Genomic DNA, 20,398 nt, shown 5'->3' on the forward strand with positions numbered 1-20,398 from the left:
CCGGCCTGCAGCCGCACACACCGCCGGGGCCTGACCGGCCTGAGCCGCCGGTCAGGCCCCGGAGTTCCGGATTCAGCGCCCGTGGCGCGCGCCCGCCGCCCGACGGCGCACCGACATGAACAGCACCGCCGAACCGAGCGCCAGGGTGGCGGCCCCGCCCATCGCGAGATATCCCGTGCTGCTGCTCCCGCCGGTCTTCGCGAGGTTCCCGGTGGCTCCGGCGGCCTTCGGCTGGTTGGCCGAGGCGGACTGCGCGTCGCCGTCCGCCGCGGGCTCCGCCGCCGCGGGCTCCGCCGACGTGCCGGCGTCCTGGTCCCCATGACCGCCGTGCTCGACCGTCGACTGGTCGGCGCCGTCCTCGATCTGCTCCTCGGTGGGCGCGGACGCGCTCGGGGCCGGCGCCGCCCCACCGCCGGAGCCCTCGCCGCTGCCGCTGGTACCGCCCCCGCCGAAGGTGACGTCCGAGCAGGAGTAGAACGCCTCCGGGCTGTCCGAGCGCTGCCAGACCGCGTACAGCAGCTGCTTGCCGGAGCGCTGCGGAAGGGTGCCGGAGAAGGTGTAGAAGCCGCCCGACGCGGCCGGGTCGGTCGCCGTCGCCACCGGCTTGGCCAGATCCAGGTCGTCCCAGGCCAGCGGCTTCGTCGGGTCGTACCCGGCCTTGGTGATGTAGACCTTGAAGGTGCCCTTGTGCGGGGCGGTCACACGGTACTTGAAGGTGTACGACCCGCTGCGCACGCTCGTCGCGGGCCAGTCCGCGCGGGCCAGGTCGAGGCCCTTGAACGCCTCGCTGTTCGCGCTGCACAGCTTGCCGTCCGGGATCAGCTCCCGGTGGCGCCCGGCCGCGTCACCGATGCGTATGCCGTTCCAGTCGTAGAGGGCCTGTGTACCGCCGGCGGCGACCGCCGCCCTGCACGCGTCGGACTTCGGGCTCTCCGGGCCCTCCGCGTAGCACTGCGAGACCCGGCTGACCGGATCCCCCATCGACCCGTGCGCCGACGCCGGAGCGGAGGCGAGGGCGGTCAGGGCGAGCGGGGCCAGACCGAGGACCGCGGCAGCGGCGGTCGTGCGGCGTGCGGGCATGGAAGATCTCCTCAGACATGTTCTGACGTGCGGGGTGGATCCCGTGGGGGCGATCAGAAGCTAGCCCGGGAGAGCCGCGAAATCGCCTGCTCCAGGCGGCTGATGGCGATCTTTAGGGTCGCCTTAAGGGAGTGCTCAGACTGCGATCAGGTAGGTACCGTCGCGGCATGACGGACGACGACATCAGGCCCGCGCAAGCCACCGACGTACCCGCCGTGAAGGCCGTGACCGATGCCGCCTACCACCGCTACATCGAGCGCATCGGACGGGCGCCCGTGCCCATGGAGGCGGACCACGCGGCGAACGTGGCCGAGGGCAAGGTGTTCGTCACGGGTGATCCCGTGATCGGGCTCGTGGTGGTCGAGGCGCACGACGACCATCTGTTCCTGGACAGCATCGCCGTCCACCCCGACGCGCACGGCAGGGGGCTGGGGCGGCGGCTGCTGCACTTCGTGGAGGCACGCGCGCGTGCACTCGAACTGCCCGAGATCAGGCTCTACACCAACGCGCTGATGTGGGAGAACCAGAAGATCTACCCGAAGTACGGGTACGAACTCGTCGAGCGGCGCATGGACGGGCCCTACGACCGCGTCCACTACCGCAAGCGGCTCGGCTGACGCGTCCCGTGCGACCGTCTCGTGCGGCCGGCTGAGCGTTTCAGACGTCCGGCCACCAGGTGCGGGCGATGTCCTTGCGGACCTCCGGTCGTCCCGAGGGACGCTCGTCGGCCTCCTCCCGGACACGGCGGGCGTCCGACGCTTTCTTCAGGGGCTTCTGCACGGTCACACGGCGCATGGCTGCCTCCTTCAGTGCCTACCGGGTTCCGCGTTCTCACGGAGGTAGACGCTTCCGGGGAGAGTTCCTCATCGCTGCAGGTCCTGTCAGTGGCCGTGGTCACGAATCCGACTGCCAGTGGCAGGTGTCACCCTCGGGACATTACCGGCGGTGAGCACGTGATCACAGCGGAGGGCCTGGGCCGGGACGCGGCCCGCCGCCTCCTTCGGGTCTCAGGCCAGCAATGACTCCATACCGCCCTCCACCGTGGCGAACGCCTCCAGCTTGTCCAGGGCCGCCACCGCCGCGGCGGCCGCCTCGGGGTCCGACTGCGCCAGACCGCTCTCGGCGAACTCGTCCTCGTCCAGGCGCCGCACGTCCGAGCCGTCGGCCGAGCGCCACAGGTCCAGGTCCAGGTCCTCCACGACCAGCTCGGTCCCTGAGCGGGCGGCCGGGCGGGTGACGTCGCAGTACCAGCCCTTGAGGGCGCCCTTCGCGTCACGGACCTCCTTGACGGCGTACCAGCGGTCACGCCAGTAGTACTCCGTGAAGACGTCGCCCGGCTCGAAGCGGACGAAGCCGAAGTCGCGGACCCCGGCGCCGGACCAGGGGGCCCGGACGGCGACGCGGGTGCCGTCGTCGCAGAGCAGTTCGGCCCCGTAACGGATCTTCGTACGGCCGGCCTTGACGAGGACGACCTCCAGCGCCTGGCCCTGGTCAGCCGAGTTCGCGGACACAGCGCACCTCCGTCGCGCAGATCTCGTACCCGAACCACTTGTTGATCGCGAGCATCGGGTCGTTGCCGGTGTCGTTGCCCGTGAACGCCTCCGTGCAGCCGGCGGCGCGGGCGCGGTGCAGGGAGTCGTTCTTGGCGAGCTTGGCAAGGCCACGGCCTCGGAAGGCGCGGGCCGTGCCGGTCATGCCGGTGCCGTAGCGGCCGGTGCCGTCCGTGCGGGCGGCGCTGAACGCGGCGGGGCGGCCGTCGACCAGCACGACCGAGGTCAGATCGAGGTTGTTCATCGGATCGTGCCAGGTCTCCTGGAGCCATGCCTCGTAGTCCGTGAACCGGGCCTCCACATCACCCGGTTCGTCCGACGTCACCTCCGCGTCCAGCTCGAACAGCGGACGCGGATCGTCCACGAAGTCGGCCGCGGTACGCAGCTCGACGCCCGCGGGGAGGGAGTCGGGCAGCGGCGGCAGCGTGCCGTGGGCGAGGTCGAGGCGGAGGAAGTGCGCGGAACGGCTCGTCCGGTAGCCGCGCCGCTCGGCGAAGGCCCGGTTGGCCGGCTCGTCCAGGGCCCAGACGAACAGCTTCGTCGCGCCCACCGCCGCCAGGTGCTCCTCGGCGACCCGCAGCAGCAGCGAGCCGGCCCCGCGGCGCAGCCGCTCCGGGTGCACGTACACGTTCACGAACCCCTGCCCGGGCTCCGGGCTGTCGTGGGCGACACCGACCTGCGCCGTGCCGATGATCTCGCCGTCCTCCTCGGCGACGAGAGGCCTGGCGTGCGCGTCGGGACGGGCCCGGGTGACGCCGTGGACGACGGCTTGCGGGGTCAGCGGCAGGTAGGGCAGGGCACGGCGCCGGACGGCGACGAAGCCCTCTGCGTCGCCCGGGACTTCGGGACGCAGATCGCGGACGGAGACGGTCATACGGCCGCACGCTACGTGGGGATGTGCTGGGGTGCCTCTCATTTTCCGGCGGGTACGGGACAATCGCCCCGTGACCTTGCAGATCCACATCGACGACAGTGCGGCGCCGTTCGAACAGGTGCGCGCGCAGATCTCCGAGCAGGCGCGGGCGGGCGTGCTGCCGGTGGGGTACCGGCTGCCGACGGTCCGGGGGCTGGCGCAGTCGCTGGGCCTGGCGGCGAACACCGTCGCCAAGGCGTACCGGGCGCTGGAGAGCGACGGGGTGATCGAGACGCGGGGGCGCAACGGCACGTTCGTGGCCGCCGCCGGATCGGCCGCGGAGCGTGAGCTGGCGACGGCGGCGCAGGCCTACGTGGAGCGTGCGCGGCGGCTGGGGTCGGACGAGGACACGGCGCTCGCCGCCGTACGGGACGCCTTGCGCGCGGCTTACGGGGGGTAGGGCACTACCGGTTCCGGGCCGGGCGGGCCTCGGTACCGCCGGACGCGCCAGAGGGCTGAGCGGCGGCCGCTGCGGCGGCGACCCGTACGGGCTCGTACGCGGACGCCGGCCCGCTGTGCCGGACGCCGGTCGAGGCCGCCGGTCGGTGCGGAGGACGATGCCCATGTGTCCTGGCCGAGGTGCCTCGCGCAGTCGCCGCAGCTCGGCGGTCCGCTGGGGACGAAGGGGCGGCCGCAACGGGCGAGCGGCGTGACGAAGGCGGGCGTGGACCTGGGGGAGAGCAGCCCTGTCCAGGGTCGCCGGCGCCGGCTCAGGCGGGAGCCGAGCGCCGGGCGCCGGCCGGCACGTGGTCCGGGGTCCGGGTCGGCCGCAGGGGCGTCGTCGCCGCCGCGTGGGCGAAGGTCATCGCGTCCTGCACCGCCGCTCCCGTCGGGTCGTTGTTGAAGTACGCGTACACGTCGTCGTCGGCGGACCAGGTGTCCGCGATGCGGTGGGCCCACGTGTCCAGGGCCTGCCGGCCGTAGTGCGGCCACCGCCGGGCGCGGCCCTCGTGGAAGCGGACGTATCCCCAGCCGGTCGTCCGCCACAGCGGCGCCACGGGCCGGGCCCTGACGTCCGCCCAGCACAGGGCGGCGCCCCGCGACTCCAGGACCGCCCGCACCTCGGGGGTCCACCAGCTGTCGTGCCGCGGCTCCACCGCGACCCGCGTCGAGGCGGGGAAGCAGGACAGGCAGGCGTCCAGCAGTGCGGCGTCCGCCTTCAGCGTGGGCGGCAGCTGGAGGAGGACCGGGCCCAGGCGGTCGCCCAGGCCCCGGGCGTGGGTCATGAGGCGGTTCACCGGCTCCTCGGGCTCCCGCAGCCGCTTGATGTGGGTCAGGTAGCGGCTCGCCTTCACCGCGACCACGAAGTCCGGGGGCACCCGGTCCCGCCACGCCTCGAAGTTCTCCCGCGTCGGCAGGCGGTAGAAGGCGTTGTTGATCTCGACCGTCGCGAAGTGCGCCGTGTACTCCTCCAGCCACAGCCGCATGGGCACATCGGCCGGATACAGGACGTCCCGCCAGTCCCTGTACTGCCACCCCGACGTACCGACGAACAACGTCATACGTCCATGAAAGCACCGCGAGCCGCACCCGGCCCGTACGGCCGGGCCCTGCAGATCTCGTACGGCCGGGCCCTACAGATACAGCCCCGCGTCCGCGGCCCCCTCCCGCGGTTGAGGCAGCGACGTCGGAGACGTGCCCCGCTTCAGCGCGTACAGCTCCGCGAGGGTGGCGCCCTCACGGCCGACGCCCTCCTCGGTCCCCAGCCAGCTCACCGCCTCCGGGCGCGTCAGCGCCCCCACCTCGATGCGGGCCAGACAGCGGCCGGGGCGGACCACGGCCGGGTGGAGGCGCTCCAGGTCCTCGTTGGTGGTCACCCCCACCAGGACGTTGCGGCCCTGGCCCAGCAGGCCGTCCGTGAGGTTCAGCAGCCGCGACAGCGCCTGGCCCGCCGTGTGCTTCGCCTCACCGCGGATCAGCTCGTCGCAGTCCTCCAGGAGCAGCAGCCGCCAGCGGCCCTTGCCCGTCGCGTCCTCCTCCCCGATCGCGATGTCCATCAGATAGCCGACGTCGCTGAACAGCCGCTCGGGGTCCAGCACGCAGTCCACCTGGCACCAGTCACGCCAGGAACGGGCCAGCGTCCGCAGCGCCGAGGTCTTGCCCGTGCCCGGCGGGCCGTGCAGCAGGAGCAGGCGGCCCGCGATGTCCTGCGGGGTCGTCTTCATCAGGCGGTCCATGGCGTCCGCGACCGGCGCGGTGTAGTTGGCCCGCACCTCGTCCCAGGTGCCCGCCGAGATCTGCCGGGTCGTGCGGTGCGGGCCGCGCCTGGGGGAGACGTACCAGAACCCCATGGTCACGTTCTCCGGCTGCGGTTCGGGCTCGTCCGCCGCGCCGTCCGTCGCCTCGCCCAGCACGCGCGCCGCCAGCTCCTCGCTGGTCGCCGTCACCGTGACGTCGGCGCCCCGGTTCCAGCGGGAGATCAGCAGGGTCCAGCCGTCGCCCTCGGCCAGCGTCGCGCTGCGGTCGTCGTCGCGGGCGGCGCGCAGCACGCGGGCGCCCGGCGGCAGCAGCGTCACCCCGGACTTGACGCGGTCGATGTTCACCGCGTGCGAGTACGGCTGCTCGCCCGTCGCGAAGCGGCCGAGGAACAGCGCGTCGACGACGTCGGACGGCGAGTCGCTGTCGTCGACGTTGAGCCGGATCGGCAGAGCGTCGTGTGGGTTCGCAGACATGCGGCCATGATCTGTCACCCGGCGCCCCCGTGCACCCGGTTTCCGCGGTACGTCCCGCCAACGGTCCACGCCCGGTGTCCCGCGCGAGGCCGCCGCCGCGCCCCGTCCGCCCTGGGACGCGATCGGGTACCGACGAAACCTGCCCGCGCCCCCGCCACCCCCGTTACCGTTGTCCTTGATGGGACGTCATGGGTGGAATTCGGGGGCAGGGCGGTGGCGGCTCACCGCGCTGCTCGGTGTGGGAGCGGCCGCTCTGGCCCTGTTGGTGACCCTGCTCAGCACGCTTCCCGGCAACGGCACGAGCACCGCGGGCACCACGCGCGACGGCGACAAGGTGCACGGCAGCCCGACCGCCACGCCGGACGCCACGAACCCCGAGGTGGGCTGGGGGTTCACGCACACCCGGTTCAGCGCCGACGAGGGCGACTCCGCCGCCGTCGAGCGGGTCGAGGGACGCCTCGCGGACGCCGGGGGACTGCCGCAGATCCAGCACGTCATGGGCTGGGGCGCCGACAATCCGGAGCCGGTCGAGGGGCGTTACGACTTCGAGGCGATGGACAGCCGCATCGACTTCATCCGTGCCTCCGGCGGGACTCCCGTCGTCACGCTGTGCTGCGCTCCGGACTGGATGAAGGGCGGCGAGGCCGGCGTCGGCAACACCGACTGGAGCCAGGCCGCCCTGGAGACGGCGCCCGAGCCCGAGCACTACGCGGACTTCGCCGCGCTCGCCGTGACCGTCGCCAAGCGCTACCCGGACGTACGGCACTTCATCGTGTGGAACGAGTTCAAGGGCTTCTGGAACGACGCCGAGGGCCGCTGGGACCACGAGGGCTACACCCGGCTGTACAACCTCGTCCACAAGGCGCTGAAGAAGGTCGACCCGGACATCATGGTCGGCGGACCGTACCTGGTGATGGACAGCGTCGACCCGCGTGCGCAGGAGGCCTCGAAGGCGCTCCAGGGCCCCTGGGGCGCCCTGGACCAGCGCACCGTCGACGCGTTCCGGTACTGGAACAGGCACAAGGCGGGCGCCGACTTCGTCGTGGTCGACGGCTCCAGCTACACCCGCGACGACGAGCTCCTGCCCGACGAGTTCGCGGCCACCGACAAGTTCACGGACGTCAGCCGGTGGGTGCGCGAGCAGACCGGCGACCTGCCGCTGTGGTGGGCCGAGTACTACGTCGAGCCCGCCGACGGCAACGACGACCGCAAGGGCTGGTCCGAGCCCCGCCGCGTCGCCGTCCAGGCCGCCGGGCTGATGGCGCTGGCCAGGGGCGGTGCCACCTCGGCCTTCTACTGGAACCCGCAGAAGGAGAAGGGCACCGACTGCCCCGGCTGCCTGTGGACGCCGACCTCCACGGCGCGCGGCGGACAGAAGCTGCCCATGTACGGCCTGCTCTCCCGGTTCGCCCGGGAGTTCCGGCCCGGAACCGACTACGAGAACGTGTCCGTGGACGAGCCCGGCGTCCGGGTCCTGGCCACCTCCGAGGTGGTTCTGGCGGTCAACACCCTCGACCGGCAGACCAGTGCGAAGATCGGCGGCAGGAAGGTCGAGTTGCAGGCCTACGAGGTCAAGTGGCTTCGAACCTGAGCCACTTGACCTCGCAGGCCTCCGTCACTCGATCGTCAGGAACCGCTGGACCAGCGAAGCCACCAGCACCGCCAGCAGCGGCAGCGAGAACCAGAAGCTGCTCTGCAGCCATTGCAGTTGCCGCACACCGGGCGCCACCGCGACCCGGACGATCTCGCGGGCCAGCAGCAGCACGATCAGCGCGACCGCCGCGAGCCCTCCGACCACCGACCACGGCGTCCAGGTCACCTGCGGCCCGATCGGGCCGGGATCGGCTTTCGGGACCTCGCCCGCAGGCTGCTTCCTGAGCGTGTACATCGTGACGTCGGCGTTGACGAAGACCTTCTTCAGCTCCTGCCGCTCGTCCAGGTTCCGGATCAGCCGCGACTCCCAGGTCGCCGAATAGCCCACGTCCATCCGCAGATACGTGACCTGACCGCGGTTGATCATCAGATACGAGTTCGGACCGGCGTCCTTCAGCGCCTTCACCAGCCCCGACACCAGTACCGGGTCGGGTGGCGCGAGCGTCGGCAGGTACTCCACCTTCTCCATGTCCCTCGCGCCCCACGGCATCGACGGCGTCACCACGTTCACCGGATCGTCGCTCAGCCACAGCAGTCGCAGGCTCGGGTCGTCATGGGCGTACACGTACTCCATGGCGGCGACCTCACCGGGCCGGACCCGTTCGAACGGCTCGTTGCCCCACCGGGCCACCAGGAAGCCGCCCATGAGGACCAGGCCCGCCATGAGCGCGGCCAGCGGAGCGAGGCTCACCCGGTCCTTGTCGCGCTCCTTCGCGGTGACGCCGGTCCGCGGGAACAGGGCGAGTCCGGTGAGCAGGGCGGCCCCGGGCAGGGCGAACATGAAGACCCGCAGCGCCATCTCACCGCCGTACGACTGCATGCCGAAGCCGAGGAACGGCACGAAGGTGAGGACGAGCAGGGAACGCTCCGTGTAGTGGTGGAAGCGCCGGCGCCACCAGCCCCAGCAGGCCAGGGCCATCACGGTGCCGGCCAGCAGCACGCGTGTGTACAGCACGAGCTTGTGGGTGGAGCTGCCGCCCTCGATCCGGCCGGAGACGGAGGACGACACGTTGGAGCCGACGCCGCCGACCCCGCCGAAGAGCTCGTCGAAGTGCCCGGACCAGTACGGCTCGGCCAGGAACCCGATCCAGGCCGTCACCATGACACCGAACAGGATGGGCAGGCCCCGCAGTTCCGACTTGCCGATCAGGACGAGCCCCGTCAGCACGCCCAGCATCACGAACGGCGTCAGCTGGTGGGCCGGGACGCTCGCCGCGAACAGGCCGGTCACGACCACCAGCAGTACGGCCCGTTGCCGCCGGTCCGTCGGCTCCACCTCGATCTCCCCGGGCCGGCGCTTCGTCCAGATCACCCCGGGCGCCCGGAACCAGACCAGCAGGATCGCCGCGAACACCAGATACAGGAGGTAGGTGAAGCCCTGCGGTGAGAAGTAGTCCTGGCCCACCCAGCCGCTGAGCACGAAGACCCAGATGCCGGTCCACTTCGCGCGCCAGCTCGCCCGCATCGAGCGCACCAGCAGGAACATCGGCACCAGATACAGCAGTTGCATGGTCAGGGGCCACCAGCGGATGACCTCGGTGAGGTCACCGACCCCGCAGGCCTTGGCGACGAACGCGGCCACCGCGAAGAAGCCGGGCCAGCTCCAGCGCGCGTCCAGGTCGGGAACGGCCGACCCGGTGCGGTCGATGTAGTCGAGGAACCCCAGGTGCTGCCAGGCCGTCGCGAACCGCGGTTCGGTCTCGATCAGCGCGGGCAGGGAGTGCAGGGAGACGACCGTGGCGAGCAGCGTGACCAGCAGCAGCGCCCGGTGCTCGCGGCCCAGCCACAGCAGCGAGGCGAACACCACGGCGAGCAGCGCGGCCCCGGCCAGCGTCGGCGGCGGCAGCACCGAGACCAGCCCGAGCCCGCCCATGCCGTCCAGATCGGCCTCGCCGAGCCGCGACGCCGGCACCCAGTACAGCAGCAGCGCCGCGATCAGCAGACAGCCGAGGACGACCCCGAGCCGGGTGGGCAGCAGGCGCTCCCGCCGGCTGGGCGAGGGCGCTTCGGGCTGTCGTACGGCCTCTTCGTGCATGGGTGGCTCTTCCCGTACGACGGCCTCCTCGCGTTTCTCCGGTACGGCGCCGTCGCCGTCCGGACCCGTGTCGAACTCGGCACGGTCGAACGGCGCGTCCACCTCGGCGGGACCCAGCGACGCCTCCGAGCCGGGCTCCCTCCCCCACTCGCGGACGCGCTCGAACGGGGGGACCCCCGGCTCCGCCGGCTGCCCCGCGCCGGGCTTGCGCACCCAGGCCGGCCGGTGTTCCGGCCGGATCAGCGGGGAGCCGGTGGGCGGAGTGCCCGGCCCCGGGCGGACGTCGGGCCGGCGTTCCAGGTGGTCGAAGTCGACGTGCAGGCCCAGGGCGAGGGTGTCGGTGTCGAGCGCCCAGGCGGGCCCCCGCCTGCGCGCCCCCTCCGCCGCGTCGCGCGTTCCCAGGTCGGCGAGGTCACCGTCGGGGGCCGTGTCCTCCGGGATCTCCCCGGCACCGGCCCGCGCCGTCCGGTACAGCTTGGGCGCGGCGATCGCGACGATCACCGCGAGGGAGACGATCTCGGCGACGCCGGCGCCGGCCAGGCCCATGCGGGGGAGCAGCAGCAGCGTCAGTCCGAGCACCAGGGCGCACAGCAGGCCCTGCAGCCAGGCCAGCCCCGCGGTGCGGCTCTGGGCGCGCAGGACCGCGAAGTACGTCTCCATCACGACCCGCAGCAGCGCGCCGACGGCGAACCAGCGCAGCAGCGGGGTGGCCGCGTCCGCGTAGCCCTGACCGAAGACGCCCAGGATCCAGGGGGCCCCGAAGAACAGGACCGCGCAGACCGGCACCATGATCCGTGCCATGCGCCGCAGTGCCGCGCGGGTGTGGGCGGCGAGCCGGCGCGGGTCGTGCGAGCCCTCGACGGTGAGGGAGGCGCCCATGTTGATGGCGAGCAGGTTGACGGTGCCGCCGATGGTGGCCGTGATGTAGAAGTACGCGTTGTCCTCGGCGGACACCTGCGAGGCCACGATCACCGGGATCAGGTAGACCACGGCCAGCGAGAACAGCGAGCCGGTGTAGTCGCCCGCCAGGAACTTCCCGATCTCCCGCAGGGACGGCGGGCGGGTGTGGTCCTCGGTCGCGGCCACATGCCGTGGCACGAGGCGCCGGAACACCAGCCAGCCCAGCGGCAGCACGGACACCGCGATCGCCGCGACCCACGACACGAAGACACCGGCGGTGGGGATCGCCGCCGCGAAGGCCACCAGCAGCGCCAGCTTCACGGCGGAGAACACGGTGTTGCCGACGGGCACCCACACCGCGCTGCGCAGCCCGGTCAGCACGCCGTCCTGCAGCGTGAGCAGGTTCCAGGCGACGACGGCCACGACGAAGAAGAGCCCGCCCGCCGCCCCGTGCAGGAACCGGTACGACGGCCCCCACAGGTCCAGCGTCGCCAGGAAGACGCCCGCGGCCAGCGCCACCACGACGCAACTGCCCGCGTACGTCCGGAAGACGAGCCGGCCGCTCCCGCGCCCCGCCACCGGGATGAAGCGCGCCAGTGCCCCCGTCAGCGTCACCGCCGTCAGCCCCGCGAGGAACTTCATCGCGGCGATCGCGGCGGAACCCTGCCCGACCGCGGCCTCGGAGTAGTAGCGGGCGGCGGCCAGCCAGAAGCCGAGCCCCAGCACGGCGGAGACACCGGTGTTGATCATCAGGGCGTAGGCGTTGCGGAACAGCTGGCTGCCTCCGGAGGACCTGCCCATGCCGGGCAGGCGAAGTCGGCGCCCGGACCGCTCGGGCGCCGCCGCGTCGCTCGACGCGGGCTCGGTCGTGGTCGTCGTGTCAGACACGGCAACCAATGGCCTTCCGGCGGACCTGCCGTGCTCTGCGGACCAGCGCGTACCCCTTGGTGAGGGCACGGTCCCGGGCGAAGGTACGGCCGAGGGCACGGCCCTCGGCCATCCGCGCGAACTCGTCGATGCCGGTGCCGCGGCGCACGGTCAGGCGGGTGAGGGCGTACGGCCCCTGCCGCCGCCGTGCGAGTCCGTTGTTGACGGCGAGCGCCTGGGCGTATCCCGTCTCGCGCACCACCTCGCGCACCCGGCGGCTGGAGTAGCCGTACGGGTAGGCGAACGAGGCCGGGACGGTGCCGAGCTGGTCGCTGATGATCTCCTTGCAGAGGATCAGCTCGGAGCGCAGTCTGCCGTCGGGGAGCTGGTCGAGCTGCGGATGCGTGTGACTGTGGCCGCCGATCTCGACGCCGGCCGCGGCGAGTTCGCGTACCTGGTCCCAGTCGAGCATGGTGTCCAGGCCGCCGCCCGTGTCGTGCGGGCCCTTCAACCAGCCCGTCGAGACGAACACCGTGGCCGGGAAGCCGTGCTCGGCGAGCACGGGCAGGGCATGCCGGTGCACGCCCTCGTAGCCGTCGTCGAAGGTGATCAGCACCGGCCGCTCGGGCAGCGCCTTGCCCGAGCGCCAGCACGCCGCGAGATCGGCGGTGGTGACCGGGGTCAGGCCCAGGTCCGCGATCAGCGCCATCTGCTCCGCGAACGCCTCCGGTGCCACCGACAGAGCCCGGGTGGCGTCGTTCGGCGCGGTGGAGACGGCGTGGTACATGAGAATCGGTACGCGCGGGTCGCTCATCCCGGTCCCCCCTCGATGCCCGGTGCCCCCTCGGCCGCCGCCACCGAGTATGCGACGCCGCCCCGGCGCGCCCGGACACTCCCCACCACGTACCCACCGGCCGCGGTCAGCACCCCCGCGACGATGGCGCCCGCCCGTCCGGCGCCGCCCGGCCGGGCCAGCAGCGCGTCCCGCAGCCCACGTGCCACCCCGGCCGGCAGCACCCGGGTCGTGTACCGGCGCTCCGACTCCAGTCCCTTCTCGGCGCCGACACTTCGGGCCACCAGCGCCTTCGACAGGCCCTCGGCGTACGTGCGGGTGCGGAAGTACCGGAAGCGCTCGCGCGGACCGGGCACCCGGTGGTGGATCACCGCGCGGTCGTCGATCAGCAGGATCGCGTCCGGCCGGGCCCGGGTGAGGCGGATGCACAGCTCCGTCTCCTCGCAGCCCAGTGGCAGCCGGTCGCCGTCGCGCCCGATACCGCTGGCGAAGCCGCCCGCGACGTCGAACGCCGTACGCCGGAAGGAGGCGTTGCCGCCGAGGACGTTGCGCACCTTCACGCGTCCGCGCGGCAGTCCGCGGTAGGTGCAGCCGACCACCCAGTCGAACTCCTCCGGGAACCAGTCCGGCCGGCGGCCCGACGCCCAGATGGGCTCCGTGCGCCCGCCGACCGCCATGACCCGCGGGTCGGCGTATCCCGCGGCGAAGTGCTTCAGCCAGTCACGCTCGGCCACGGCGTCGTCGTCGAGGAACGCGATGACCTCGCCGTACGAGGCGGCGATACCGGTGTTGCGGCCGGCGGACAGGCCGCGCGGGCCCGCGTTGGCCAGCACCCGCACCGCGGCAACGCCTTCGCCGGACTCCTTGTACTCCTTGGTCAGCCGGTCCAGGAGTGCCTCGTTGTGGTCGACGACCAGCAGCGTCTCCGACGCCGGATACGTCTGCGCCCGCACCGAGGAGACCGCCGCGAGGATGTCCTCCCAGCGGTCCTCGGTGTACACGCAGATCACGACGGAGATGTCGGGACCGCTCAAGACACCTCTCCCCGCACCGAGTCGAGCATCGGGGAGGGGTGGCTCCGGCTGCGCAGCGCGCGCCGGTTGGAGCGCTCCTTGAGGATCACCTTGAGCACCCGCAGCCCGTCCCGCACGGCCCGCAGGTTGCTCGTGCCGTGGATGCGCAAATACTCGTGGCTGGGTATCTCCTGCACCTTCAGTCCCGCCTTGACGACCCGGATGTTCATCAGGGTCTCCACCTCGAAGCCGGTGCAGTCGAGGTCGATCTTGTCCAGGCAGTGCCGCCAGAACGCGTTGTAGCCGTAGCAGAGATCGGTGTAGCGGGCGCCGAACTTGCGGTTGACGGCGGTGCACAGCGCCCAGTTGCCGAGCTTGCGGATCGGTGTCATGTCGTCGGTGCCGCCGCCGTTGGCGAACCGGGACCCCTTGGCGAAGTCCGCGCCCGAGACCAGGGCGGAGACGTAGCTCAGGATCTCGTTGCCGTCCGCCGAGCCGTCCGCGTCGACCATCACGATGATGTCGCCGGTGGCCGCCTCGAACCCGGTGATCAGGGCATCCCCCTTGCCCTTCCCGCGCTGCCGCACGACCTTGACGTCCGGCCACAGTTCACGGGCCACCTCGACGGTGTCGTCGGTGGAGTTGCCGTCCACCAGGACCACTTCGTGTATCCAGTCGGGCAGGGTCTTGAAGACGTACGGCAGGTTCTCCGCCTCGTTCATGGCCGGGATCACCACGCTCACCGGCGGCGCGATGGCCAGGTGCGAGGAGACGGGCCGGTACTTGCCGGCTGTGGACGGACCGTGGTCCGCGACCGCCGGGCGCAGAACTGAGCTCATGAGTGTGGTCCCTCTCGTCCGGTGGACCGCCCGCCCCTGGGCGGCCCGGTTAGGTGTCCGGTTCGAAAGGGGGGTTCTCACCTCACGGCACGCAGGAGTGGCACTCCGCGCGCGCACGGCGAGCTGGCATGTGTGGCCGACCACCGGAGAACCGGCGGCCGGTCGCGCGGCACGACTCGGCGGCATGTGCGGACACCGTCACCGAGCACCCCCCTACCGCGCCCCGCGCCGGGACTGTCGCGGACCTGAGCCCTCCCCTGGAGCCGCATGCTGACAGTCCGATGCGGGTGAGATGTACGACGGTATTGATGATTGAGACTGTATGGCAAGAGCTGGAACGAGCTCTCACGTTTTTGTTGGTTTTGACCGTAACCGGCCCGGTTGGCCCGGCCGCTACCCCCGCCCCGAGCGGATCTTCCCCACGCGCTTGAGGAGTCGGTCCGCCGGTTCGAACAGCTCCGGCCGTGCCTGCACGGTGTTGCGCAGCGCCCGGACCGGGGCACGTCGTGCCCGGTGTCCGAACGCGACCGGGTGACGCCGGGTCACCCACCCCTCCGACACGGTCAGCTCGCGTGTCTTCAGGGAGTCCTTGTACTCCTTCTGTCCCCGCCCGAGATCCAGGTGGGCGATGCCGTCAGCGGCGGCCGCCTCGGCCATGCGCAGATGCAGGACCAGCCCCGGGGAGTACTTCGAGAACGCCGGGTCGTAGGCCGGGAACCAGCACGCCAGCACCCGCTCGGTGCGCAGCCCGAAGTGCGCGGCGATCGGCTCGCCGTTCGCGTACAGCACCGACAGGATCCCCGCGAACGGCTCGGAACGGCTGTGGAACAGGTGTTCCACGAGCTGGGTGATCCACTCGTGCGCGAAGCGGTCGCTGCGGCCGGTCCTGCGGTACTGCGCGGACTTCCAGGCCATCAGCGTGCGCAGGGCGGCCGGGTCACGCTCGTCGTGCACGTATCGCACGTCGTCGTGGTCCCGCCCCAGCTTGCGTTCCTTGGCGAGCGTCGTCCGGGTGAACTTCGGTGAGCGCTCGCGCAGTTGGCTCAGGTAGGCCTCGTATCCCCGGTCGACGTCCATGACCGGGGACGGGTACCTGCCGGTGGCCTGCGCCGAGAACGCCGTCTGGCCCTCCACCAGGTGGTCGAACTCCCAGACGGCGAGCCCGCACGCCTTCAGCAGCTCCCGGGCGTCCCAGGTGAAGCCGGGCCGGTGCACCACTCCCTGGGCGTCGGAGACACCGAGGCCGATGGCCCTGCCGACCCCCGTCGGTGTCCGCTGGAACGGGAAGAAGGCGGCCGGTTCGCCGCCTTCCCGTACGACCGCGATCCGCACCCCGCGCCGGTAGCGGCCGACCGCGAGCGCGAACTCGGGGGACAGGAAGGGGTTGCCCAGCTCGGGCGAGCCCTGGAGATGCGCCTTGGACTGCATCGCCGTCCACGCCGCCCGGTCGGCGGAGCCGAGCTCGCCCGGGCGGTACACGCTGATGTCCACGTCAGTCAGTCCGCCTTCGTGTCGTACGGCCGTGCAGCCGCCGTACCAGAACCAGCACGAGAATGAGGGCGCTGATCGCGGTCACCGCCACGATCCCGCCGCGTACCGACCACCGGTGCACGGCCAGCATGCCCTGGGCCACCAGCATGTCGACGACGACCGCACCCGCGACCGCGGCGACGGTGCGGCCGAAAGGCTCCAGCCCGCGCAGCGCGGCGGCGATCGCCGCGGCCGGTGCCGCGAGCAGGAAGAACAACGTGAACGGGCCGCGCAGCGGTGAGTCCGAGTCGACCAGCGCGAGCATCGCGCCGAGTCCCCCCACAGCCGTCGCGGCGCCCGCGAGCAGCGGCGTCAGGTCCCTCCCCGGTCCTGGCCGCGCCCGATCGGTTTCCTGAGACATAACTGTCTTGTTGCGTAAGGTCTGCATTGGCGACTTTGCCCCCCGAAGCGCCGGATGCCGGGCTTCAATGTCGCGCAGCGCCGCATCGGCCGTCAAGATGCGCACGGCCTCTTGACATCTGTTCGTATCCGGCCCCGACGCGGACGTTCCCCGGAGGCGGCGGGCCTCCGGGGAACGGTGGTTCAGGTGGTGCGAGGGCGCGTCACGGCACGAGCTTGAGGAGCCGGTTCGGCGAGCCGGAGCCGGCTCCGGTGACCGCGCCCGTGGTGGCTCCGGCGGTGAGCGCCGAGGCGACCTGGGCCGGGGTGGCGGCGGTGTGGCCCGCCAGGTACACCGCGGCGGCGCCCGCGACGTGCGGCGACGCCATGGACGTACCGGAGATGGTGTTGGTCGCGCTGTCGCCGGTGTGCCAGCCCGCCGTGATCGAGGAGCCCGGCGCGAAGACGTCCAGGACCGAGCCGTAGTTGGAGAAGCTGGAACGGGCGTCGGTGCTGGTGCTGGCGCCGACGGTGATCGCCTCGGCCACCCGGGCCGGGGAGTACGAGGACGCGTTGGCGTTGCTGTTGCCGGCCGCGACGGCGTAGGTCACACCACTGGCGATGGAGTTGCGCACGGCCGTGTCCAGGGCGGCCGAGGCACCGCCGCCGAGCGACATGTTGGCGACGGAGGGCCCGGAGTGGTTGGCCGTCACCCAGTCGATGCCCGCGACCACGCCCGCGGTGGTGCCGCTACCGCTGTTGTTGAGCACCCGCACCGCCACGATCTTCGCCTTCTTGGCGACACCGTAGGTGGAACCCGCGACGGTGGAGGCCACATGGGTGCCGTGCCCGTTGCCGTCCTGGGCGGTGGTGTCGCCGTCGACCGCGTCGTAGCCGTACGAGGCACGGCCGCCGAAGTCGCTGTGGGTGATCCGGACGCCGGTGTCGATGACGTACACCGTCACGCCGCTGCCCGCGCTGTCGGGGTAGGTGTAGGTGCGCGAGAGCGGAAGGGCGGTCTGGTCGATGCGGTCCAGGCCCCACGGGGCGTCGGACTGCGTCGCGTCCGTCCGGACGCGCTGGTTCTGCTCGACGGAGGCCACCGCCGGGTCCGCGGCGAGTCTCCTCGCCTCGGTCGCGGAGAGGGTGGCGGTGTAGCCGTTCAGCGCGGTGCGGAACGTCCTGTCGACCGTGCCGCCGTACTCCTTGATCAGGTTCTTGCCCGCGCTCGAAGCGGCCTTCAGGCCCGCGTTCTTCTTGAGTGTGACGATGTAGCTGTCCTTGATCGCCGTGGGGGAACCGGCGGCCAGGACCCTGCCCTCGGCCGGGGCGGCGTGGGCGGGGAGGGTGGTGAGCCCGCCCACGAGGGCGGCGGCCGCCACGCTGGTTATCGCGGCGAACCGCAGCTTCTTGTTACGCAGTTGTGCCATGACGAGGGAGTCCTCCTCCAGGCGGACGCGCACGGGGGTGGGGTGCGCGCGATGTGGGGGGTGCGCGCGTGCTCGCGTCGCACGGCCCGGAACGTCGCGTTCCCGTCCGGGTCGAGGTAAAGGATCTGTGGTCCCGGCGTGCGGGACAAGGGAGTTGATGACCTGTCAACAATGCTGTCATGAACATGAAATCGAACCGACAGCGAACACACAGGATGAGACCGCGATGACCCCGAAAGTCTTGGCATGGACACTTCCCGTCAACACGCGTAGTTGGTACGACGGTTATGGCAGAGATCCTGCTATAGGGAGGTTCCATGAGACGTTCCCGATTTACCGCATACGTCGCCTCACTCCTCCTCGCCGTCGGCACCGTCCTGACCGGGGCCGCCGCCGCGAAGGCCGCCGACACCGCCGCCACCGGCGGCTATGTGGCCCTCGGCGACTCCTACTCCGCCGGCCTGGGAGCGGGCAGCTACATCACTTCCAGCGGCGACTGCAAGCGCAGCACGAAGGCGTACCCGTACCTGTGGGCCGCCGCGAACTCCCCCTCCACGTTCGACTTCACGGCCTGCTCGGGCGCTCGTACGAGTGATGTGACCGCCAGTCAGCTCGGCCCGCTCAGCTCCTCCACCACGCTGGTGTCCATCACGATCGGCGGCAACGACGCGGGCTTCTCCGACATCATGCAGACCTGCGTGCTCCAGTCCGACAGCGCCTGCGTCTCACGGATCAACACCGCGAAGGCGTTCGTCGACTCCACGCTGCCCGGCCGGCTCGACACCGTCTACTCGGCCATCCGGGCCAAGGCCCCGTCCGCCCATGTGGTCGTGCTCGGCTACCCCCGCTTCTACAAGCTGGGGGTGGCGACGTGCCTCGGCCTGTCCGAGACCAAGCGCAGGGCGCTCAACGACGCGGCCGACCACATCGACGCCGCCACCGAGAAGCGTGCCCTGAACCACGGGTTCACCTTCGGGGACGTACGGCCCGCCTTCACCGGTCACGAGATCTGCTCCGGCAGTTCGTGGATGCACGCCGTCAACTGGCTCGACATCCCCGAGTCTTACCACCCGACGGCCGCGGGCCAGTCGGGTGGTTACCTGCCGGTGCTGAACAGCGCGGCCTGATCCCGCGTCAGGCCGCCACGGGCTCGCCCTACGAGGTCGGCTCCTCGGAAGGCGATGGCGAGACCCCGCCCGTCGGGGTCTCCGTCACACAGGTCACCGAGAACGCGACGGAGTCGGACTTCGTCTCCACCGGCTCGCGCACCTCGACACCGATCTCGCTCTCGAACGTCCCGCTCTCGTCGTAGGTCGTCAGGAACACCCGGTCCTGCTTGCTCCGCCCGCCCCCTTCCGGGAACGAGAGCGTCTTCCATCCCTGGTCCATCACCTCGCCGTCCCCGGACACCCAGCGATAGCTGACCTCCGCCGGCAGCCGCCCCACCGTGAACGTCGCCGTGAAAGCGGGCGCCTCACCGCTCGGCGGCGGACAGGACCCGGAGTACTCCGTGTTCGAGCCCGCCAGCGACACCCGTACGGACTGCGGCGGCGCAGCGGTCGTCCGACTGCTGCTCGGGCTCGGTCTCGGGGTCTCGTCCCCGCCCGTGGTGTTCTCGTCCTCGGTCTGCGCAGTCGGTTCCCGCGTCTGGACGGTGGGGTTGCCGCCCCCTTCGTTCCCACCGCCGCCGTCGCGGTTGAGGAGCACGTACGTCAGTCCCGCCACGGCCAGCGCGAGAGCGGCGACGCCCGCGACCAGGGCGACGGCCGCCCGCCGGTTGCGCTCCGGGCGGACGGGGGCGGTGTCCCGACCGGGGCCGGCGGCCGGTGCGGGACGGGTCGCTCCGGGCGGCGGGAGGGGAGACGTCGGGGCGGTCGGCGTCGGGTGGGCCGCGAGCGTCGGCGGGTAGGGGGCCGCCCGAACGGTGCCGGCGCGCGGTGTGCCGCCCGCACCGACGACGCGCAGCTCCTGTTCGGCCCGGTCGGCCGGCAGCCGCTCGGCCGGGTCCTTGCGCAGCAGTCCCTCGATGACCGGGGCGAGCGGCCCGGCCCGGTGCGGCGGGGGCAGCTCCTCGTCGACGATCGCCCGCAGGGTGCTGAGCGGGGTGTCCTGGCGGAACGGCGAGTTGCCCTCCACCGCCGCGTAGAGAAGCACTCCGAGGGACCACAGATCGGACTCCGGGCCGGGCGTGCGGCCCAGCGCCCGCTCCGGGGCGAGGAACTCGGGGGAGCCGATGACCTCGCCGGTCATCGTCAGCGCGGAGCTGCCCTCCACCATGGCGATCCCGAAGTCGGTCAGGACGACCCGGCCGTCGTTCGACAGCAGCACGTTGGCCGGCTTCACGTCCCGGTGCAGCACCCCGGCCTCGTGCGCGGCCCGCAGCGCGGAGAGCACCTCGGCGCCGATGTGCGCGGCGCGCTGCGGGCTCAGCGGGCCCTCGGCGTCGAGGAGCTCCGCCATCGAGATCCCGCGGACCAGCTCCATGACGATCCAGGGCCGGCCGTCCTGCGTCGCCACGTCGTACACCGTGACGACATTGCGGTTGGCGACCCGCGCCGCCGCCCACGCCTCGCGCTCCAGCCGGGCGTACATCCGCTCGACCTCCGACGCCGGCAGCCCGTGCGGCGCGCGCACTTCCTTGACCGCCACCTCGCGGTGCAGCAACTCGTCATGGGCCCGCCACACCGTGCCCATGCCGCCCTCACCGAGCGGGGACAGGAGGCGGTAGCGGCCTGCGATCAGACGTTCACTGCCCGGTTCTTCGGACACGGGCGTCCCCCGTTC

The 20,398-nt window shown here is 71.9% G+C and carries 18 protein-coding genes; 4 read left to right on the forward strand and 14 right to left on the reverse strand.

Annotated elements, in window-relative coordinates:
* Positions 1-72: 72 nt before the first annotated feature.
* Positions 73-1,080, reverse strand: a complete 1,008-nt coding sequence (locus ACWCPI_RS32220) for a lytic polysaccharide monooxygenase (protein WP_451041480.1) — start codon at positions 1,078-1,080, stop codon at positions 73-75.
* A 167-nt stretch (positions 1,081-1,247) separates the two neighbouring features.
* On the opposite strand from ACWCPI_RS32220, the gene ACWCPI_RS32225 reads away from it, so the two are divergent.
* Positions 1,248-1,697, forward strand: a complete 450-nt coding sequence (locus ACWCPI_RS32225; RefSeq protein ID WP_451041481.1) for a GNAT family N-acetyltransferase — start codon at positions 1,248-1,250, stop codon at positions 1,695-1,697.
* Between the two features lie 40 nt (positions 1,698-1,737).
* Here ACWCPI_RS32225 and ACWCPI_RS32230 read toward each other — a convergent pair whose 3' ends face one another.
* The 3 genes from ACWCPI_RS32230 to ACWCPI_RS32240 all read right to left on the reverse strand — a co-directional run bounded on the left by ACWCPI_RS32230 (position 1,738) and on the right by ACWCPI_RS32240 (position 3,504).
* Complete coding sequence (locus ACWCPI_RS32230; RefSeq protein WP_388806647.1) at positions 1,738-1,875, reverse strand: hypothetical protein; 138 nt, start codon at positions 1,873-1,875, stop codon at positions 1,738-1,740.
* Positions 1,876-2,087: 212 nt separating this feature from the next.
* Entirely contained in the window at positions 2,088-2,591 is a 504-nt protein-coding gene (locus tag ACWCPI_RS32235) for a DUF402 domain-containing protein (protein WP_451041482.1), read from the reverse strand.
* Positions 2,572-3,504: a GNAT family N-acetyltransferase gene (locus ACWCPI_RS32240; protein ID WP_451041483.1), complete on the reverse strand. Its 933-nt coding sequence runs from the start codon at positions 3,502-3,504 to the stop codon at positions 2,572-2,574. Before ACWCPI_RS32240 ends, ACWCPI_RS32235 begins: the two co-directional genes overlap by 20 nt.
* A 70-nt stretch (positions 3,505-3,574) precedes the next feature.
* On the opposite strand from ACWCPI_RS32240, the gene ACWCPI_RS32245 reads away from it, so the two are divergent.
* A complete protein-coding gene (locus ACWCPI_RS32245; protein WP_451041484.1) occupies positions 3,575-3,943 on the forward strand; it encodes a GntR family transcriptional regulator in 369 nt (122 codons plus the stop codon).
* A gap of 310 nt (positions 3,944-4,253) precedes the next feature.
* Here the strand turns inward: ACWCPI_RS32245 and ACWCPI_RS32250 are convergent, their stop codons facing one another.
* Both ACWCPI_RS32250 and ACWCPI_RS32255 read right to left on the reverse strand, forming a co-directional pair.
* Positions 4,254-5,045, reverse strand: a complete 792-nt coding sequence (locus ACWCPI_RS32250; protein ID WP_451041485.1) for a DUF72 domain-containing protein — start codon at positions 5,043-5,045, stop codon at positions 4,254-4,256.
* A gap of 72 nt (positions 5,046-5,117) precedes the next feature.
* Positions 5,118-6,215: a DUF5925 domain-containing protein gene (locus tag ACWCPI_RS32255; RefSeq protein ID WP_451041486.1), complete on the reverse strand. Its 1,098-nt coding sequence runs from the start codon at positions 6,213-6,215 to the stop codon at positions 5,118-5,120.
* 178 nt (positions 6,216-6,393) lie between these two features.
* Here ACWCPI_RS32255 and ACWCPI_RS32260 point away from each other — a divergent pair, with 178 nt between their 5' ends.
* Positions 6,394-7,806 (forward strand): GH39 family glycosyl hydrolase, encoded by a 1,413-nt coding sequence (locus tag ACWCPI_RS32260; protein ID WP_451041487.1) that lies wholly within the window; start codon positions 6,394-6,396, stop codon positions 7,804-7,806.
* Between the two features lie 24 nt (positions 7,807-7,830).
* Here the strand turns inward: ACWCPI_RS32260 and ACWCPI_RS32265 are convergent, their stop codons facing one another.
* From ACWCPI_RS32265 to ACWCPI_RS32295, 7 genes are all read right to left on the reverse strand, one after another.
* Complete coding sequence (locus ACWCPI_RS32265; protein ID WP_451041488.1) at positions 7,831-11,691, reverse strand: lipopolysaccharide biosynthesis protein; 3,861 nt, start codon at positions 11,689-11,691, stop codon at positions 7,831-7,833.
* Entirely contained in the window at positions 11,684-12,484 is an 801-nt protein-coding gene (locus tag ACWCPI_RS32270; RefSeq protein WP_451041489.1) for a polysaccharide deacetylase family protein, read from the reverse strand. The genes ACWCPI_RS32265 and ACWCPI_RS32270 overlap by 8 nt, the downstream gene beginning before the upstream one ends.
* Entirely contained in the window at positions 12,481-13,497 is a 1,017-nt protein-coding gene (locus tag ACWCPI_RS32275; protein WP_451041490.1) for a glycosyltransferase family 2 protein, read from the reverse strand. The genes ACWCPI_RS32270 and ACWCPI_RS32275 overlap by 4 nt, the downstream gene beginning before the upstream one ends.
* Positions 13,494-14,315: a glycosyltransferase family 2 protein gene (locus ACWCPI_RS32280; RefSeq protein ID WP_451041491.1), complete on the reverse strand. Its 822-nt coding sequence runs from the start codon at positions 14,313-14,315 to the stop codon at positions 13,494-13,496. The genes ACWCPI_RS32275 and ACWCPI_RS32280 overlap by 4 nt, the downstream gene beginning before the upstream one ends.
* Before the next feature lie 393 nt (positions 14,316-14,708).
* The gene (locus ACWCPI_RS32285) at positions 14,709-15,806 is read right to left on the reverse strand and encodes a GNAT family N-acetyltransferase (RefSeq protein WP_451041492.1); all 1,098 of its coding nucleotides are present in this window, start codon (positions 15,804-15,806) and stop codon (positions 14,709-14,711) included.
* 1 nt (position 15,807) lies between these two features.
* Positions 15,808-16,206, reverse strand: a complete 399-nt coding sequence (locus ACWCPI_RS32290; RefSeq protein WP_451041493.1) for a hypothetical protein — start codon at positions 16,204-16,206, stop codon at positions 15,808-15,810.
* 202 nt (positions 16,207-16,408) lie between these two features.
* Positions 16,409-17,614 carry a S8 family peptidase gene (locus tag ACWCPI_RS32295; RefSeq protein ID WP_451041494.1) on the reverse strand — a complete coding sequence of 402 codons (1,206 nt, stop codon included), beginning with the start codon at positions 17,612-17,614 and terminating at the stop codon, positions 16,409-16,411.
* Between the two features lie 317 nt (positions 17,615-17,931).
* Between ACWCPI_RS32295 and ACWCPI_RS32300 the strand changes: the two genes are divergently transcribed.
* Positions 17,932-18,741 carry an SGNH/GDSL hydrolase family protein gene (locus ACWCPI_RS32300; RefSeq protein WP_451041495.1) on the forward strand — a complete coding sequence of 270 codons (810 nt, stop codon included), beginning with the start codon at positions 17,932-17,934 and terminating at the stop codon, positions 18,739-18,741.
* 28 nt (positions 18,742-18,769) lie between these two features.
* Here the strand turns inward: ACWCPI_RS32300 and ACWCPI_RS32305 are convergent, their stop codons facing one another.
* Complete coding sequence (locus tag ACWCPI_RS32305) at positions 18,770-20,383, reverse strand: protein kinase domain-containing protein (RefSeq protein ID WP_451041496.1); 1,614 nt, start codon at positions 20,381-20,383, stop codon at positions 18,770-18,772.
* Positions 20,384-20,398 lie beyond the last annotated feature (15 nt).

It is taken from the genome of Streptomyces sp. NPDC001920, assembly GCF_053594495.1.

Coding starts and splice junctions, on each gene's coding strand:
- ACWCPI_RS32260 (WP_451041487.1), top strand. CDS start 6,394: ATGGGACGTCATGGGTGGAATTCGGGGGCAGGGCGGTGGCGGCTCACC.
- ACWCPI_RS32290 (WP_451041493.1), bottom strand. CDS start 16,206: ATGTCTCAGGAAACCGATCGGGCGCGGCCAGGACCGGGGAGGGACCTG.
- ACWCPI_RS32300 (WP_451041495.1), top strand. CDS start 17,932: ATGAGACGTTCCCGATTTACCGCATACGTCGCCTCACTCCTCCTCGCC.
- ACWCPI_RS32250 (WP_451041485.1), bottom strand. CDS start 5,045: ATGACGTTGTTCGTCGGTACGTCGGGGTGGCAGTACAGGGACTGGCGG.
- ACWCPI_RS32280 (WP_451041491.1), bottom strand. CDS start 14,315: ATGAGCTCAGTTCTGCGCCCGGCGGTCGCGGACCACGGTCCGTCCACA.
- ACWCPI_RS32225 (WP_451041481.1), top strand. CDS start 1,248: ATGACGGACGACGACATCAGGCCCGCGCAAGCCACCGACGTACCCGCC.
- ACWCPI_RS32220 (WP_451041480.1), bottom strand. CDS start 1,080: ATGCCCGCACGCCGCACGACCGCCGCTGCCGCGGTCCTCGGTCTGGCC.
- ACWCPI_RS32295 (WP_451041494.1), bottom strand. CDS start 17,614: ATGGCACAACTGCGTAACAAGAAGCTGCGGTTCGCCGCGATAACCAGC.
- ACWCPI_RS32240 (WP_451041483.1), bottom strand. CDS start 3,504: ATGACCGTCTCCGTCCGCGATCTGCGTCCCGAAGTCCCGGGCGACGCA.
- ACWCPI_RS32270 (WP_451041489.1), bottom strand. CDS start 12,484: ATGAGCGACCCGCGCGTACCGATTCTCATGTACCACGCCGTCTCCACC.
- ACWCPI_RS32230 (WP_388806647.1), bottom strand. CDS start 1,875: ATGCGCCGTGTGACCGTGCAGAAGCCCCTGAAGAAAGCGTCGGACGCC.
- ACWCPI_RS32255 (WP_451041486.1), bottom strand. CDS start 6,215: ATGTCTGCGAACCCACACGACGCTCTGCCGATCCGGCTCAACGTCGAC.